Source organism: Limnospira sp. PMC 1279.21 (genome assembly GCF_032349615.1).
GTDB classification, from domain to species: Bacteria; Cyanobacteriota; Cyanobacteriia; order Cyanobacteriales; family Microcoleaceae; genus Limnospira; species Limnospira fusiformis.
In genome coordinates this window covers 1-2728 of sequence record NZ_JARPLU010000315.1, presented here as the reverse complement: position 1 = coordinate 2728, position 2728 = coordinate 1, and the positions used below count along the sequence as shown (strand labels likewise).

Sequence of the window (2728 nt, the reverse complement as noted above, 5' to 3'; positions counted from 1 at the left end):
GAACTGGTTTACCAAGTGTTGTTACTGTGCTTAATGATTGAGATAAAGGCTGTATATTAATCGGGATGGTGATTGGGTAATACAGCCAGAATTTGGGCGGGCTGAAAATTTTATTTATGGAGTTGCTAAAGTTGTTAAAGGCGACCAATATTATCTGGTTGATACCAGTGGAAATCTCACGTCAATTGTACCAAATGGGTTAGGATATTTACAATTTTCTGAGGGATTAGCCCCCTGGGGAACTGGAGAAGGGAAGGTTGGTAATTTGATTCAACCTCTGCGTTATGGTTATGTAGATACTACGGGAAAAACAATTATTCAACCTCAATTTTATGGGGCTGAACCTTTTTCTGAGGGGTTGGCTGTAGTACAGTTAAACGGTCACTACGATTGAGGAAGCTGGGGGGAAGCAAGTCAAGGAATGCCTCCAGAATCTTTGAGAATTGTTCGCGGGGGGAAATATGGATATATTGCTAAACCTTGAATATCATCTGATGTTGATGAGATTAAAAGAGTTTTCAGTGGTGATAGCTTCGATAATGCTGAGGGGAGGGTGAGTTAGCAAGAAGGGAAAATACAGTAGTGTGTAGCCAGGGTCAAGAAATGATGTTGATTGGTGCTAGTTTTAGCTTAAACTATAGTTAAAATTAATTCACATTCGATTAAACAATGGCTATTAACAGGGTTAGAGTCGCTAAAGATAAAGCAGACCTAGTGCGAGATTTAACCGAATCCGAAAACAAAAGCGGCCCGTTTCAGACCTATGCAGATGTAATAGTATTCGCCGCCTCTGTAGGTATCCGCCACCAAAAGCGAGTACCGATTGAGGCTGTTTCTCAGAGAGATCCCGCGCCTATTTCCCTAGAGATATTCATTTCGAGGGGTTATGATTGGGTAATTAAACTGATAGCGATCGCCCATACTAAGGACAGCAAAACAATCTCACCTTTTGACCCAGAATTGGAAGCAGAAAGAGTGAAAATTTTTGAAGAATTTGCCAATGGTGGACTAGAAATTTTACGAGAAGAATTTAGGGGGGCGGTAGATTATGGCGATCGCCTGTTATTATTGCTGATGTCGGAACGCGATCGCTTCAAAAAACCGGAATCAGAATTTGATCTGAGTCAATTTTTAGGCTAATTCAGCGGCGGTCACTCTTACCGTTGTATGCTTCTAGGATCGAGGGCATCTCGGAGACCATCTCCCAGTAAATTAAATGCTAAAACGGTTAAAATAATCAACAATGCTGGCGGCCAAATTAGCCAAGGTTGTAGCACCAAAATGGAAGCATTAGTAGCAGAAGAAAGTAAATTCCCCCAGGAAGGATCTGGCTGTTGAATACCCAAGCCAATTAAACTAAGCACGGACTCAGAAATAATAAAACTGGGGATGGTCAGGGTAGCCGAAATAATCACATAGGTAGCTGTTTGGGGGAGTACATGACGGATAATAGTATAAATTGGTTGAGCCCCCATTACCCTAGCCGCTTGGATAAATTCGCGTTCTTTAATAGAGAGAACCTGTCCCCGAATGACTCTAGCTAGTCCCGCCCAACTAATAAATGAAATGATAATTACAATTAGTAAAAACCTTTGGGCGCTGGAAAGTTGGGGAGGAAGGACTGCTGCTAAAGCTACTAATAAATAAAGTCCGGGAATAGTCATTAAAACTTCCACTAATCGCATGGATATAGTATCAATCCAGCCACCAAAATAGCCGGAAATTCCCCCAACCAACATACCCAAGGGGAAAGCAATAGCAATTCCGACTAAACCGATACTGAGGCTGATACGACTACCAAAAACTAAGCGACTCAACTGATCGCGGGCTTGTTCATCGGTTCCTATGAGGTTAATATAGGCTGGACCCACTACGCCAAAAAGATGAAGGTCAAAGGGAATTAAACCTAAAATTTTATAGGGGTCTCCTTTGACGAATAACCGCAGAGGAGAAGGCTGTTCCCAGTCTACTATAGTTTGTCTTTGACCTGTTTCAATATCAACGGGTCCCTGAGTTGTGGGATAAACATGGAGTCCGATAAATTCTCCTTGAGGGTTGACCCAATGAATTGGGGTGGGGGGTAATAGGGATCCGTCTAATTGTGAATTATAGGGATTATAGGGAGCGACAAAATCAGCAGCGATCGCCATAATATAAAACAGAATCAGTATTCCCGCGCCCAATTTTGCCAAGGGATTTTTTTGTAGTCTTTGCCACCATTTCATAAACTTATTAACCTCACCTGCATATCTATCTATAACATCTGATGTTAGCATAAGAGATTACCGCTGGTGGGGGTTAATGACATTACAGGTCAATCCCAGCAGCATCTTTATCCATTCCCATCATTAGTGATTTCGGAAACCTGTAAGTTAGGAGAGTTGTCGATATCTTGGGGAAGATTAGTAAAAAAGGAACCGGCTTGGGGTGGTAACTGAGGGTTAAAGATGATTTCAATAATGCTCTTAATTACCCCAGTGATGGGAATAGCTAAAATTACTCCTAATAAACCACTAACTTTTCCTCCTAATAAGATGGCTGATCAAATCACTACCGGACTTAATACTGTGAGAATAGTATGACTCAAACCCCTATCCTAACTGCGATAATCGGGATTTACTTAACCCAATAGTCGTACCGTCACGCTCAATATGCACTCCATTCAGTCTTAGCATACGGGACGATTGGTGCATATCCTTTAGCAACAAATCTTAATTATTGACGGGTT

General features: G+C 41.7%; 3 protein-coding genes and 1 pseudogene. 3 read left to right on the top strand and 1 reads right to left on the bottom strand.

The features are described 5' to 3' along the window. Positions 1-49: 49 nt before the first annotated feature. The 3 genes and pseudogenes from P5683_RS26595 to P5683_RS24005 form a co-directional block, all read left to right on the top strand. A pseudogene (locus tag P5683_RS26595) lies at positions 50-139 on the top strand (WG repeat-containing protein); the annotation flags it as partial. Positions 140-265: 126 nt separating this feature from the next. After that, positions 266-394: a WG repeat-containing protein gene (locus tag P5683_RS24010; RefSeq protein ID WP_006624898.1), complete on the top strand. Its 129-nt coding sequence runs from the start codon at positions 266-268 to the stop codon at positions 392-394. Positions 395-669: 275 nt separating this feature from the next. After that, positions 670-1140, top strand: coding sequence for a DNA phosphorothioation-associated protein 4 (locus P5683_RS24005; protein ID WP_006616424.1), 471 nt, complete (start codon positions 670-672; stop codon positions 1138-1140). 17 nt (positions 1141-1157) lie between these two features. Here the strand turns inward: P5683_RS24005 and P5683_RS24000 are convergent, their stop codons facing one another. Then, positions 1158-2276, bottom strand: coding sequence for an ABC transporter permease (locus P5683_RS24000; RefSeq protein WP_084831806.1), 1119 nt, complete (start codon positions 2274-2276; stop codon positions 1158-1160). Between the last annotated feature and the right edge of the window lie 452 nt (positions 2277-2728).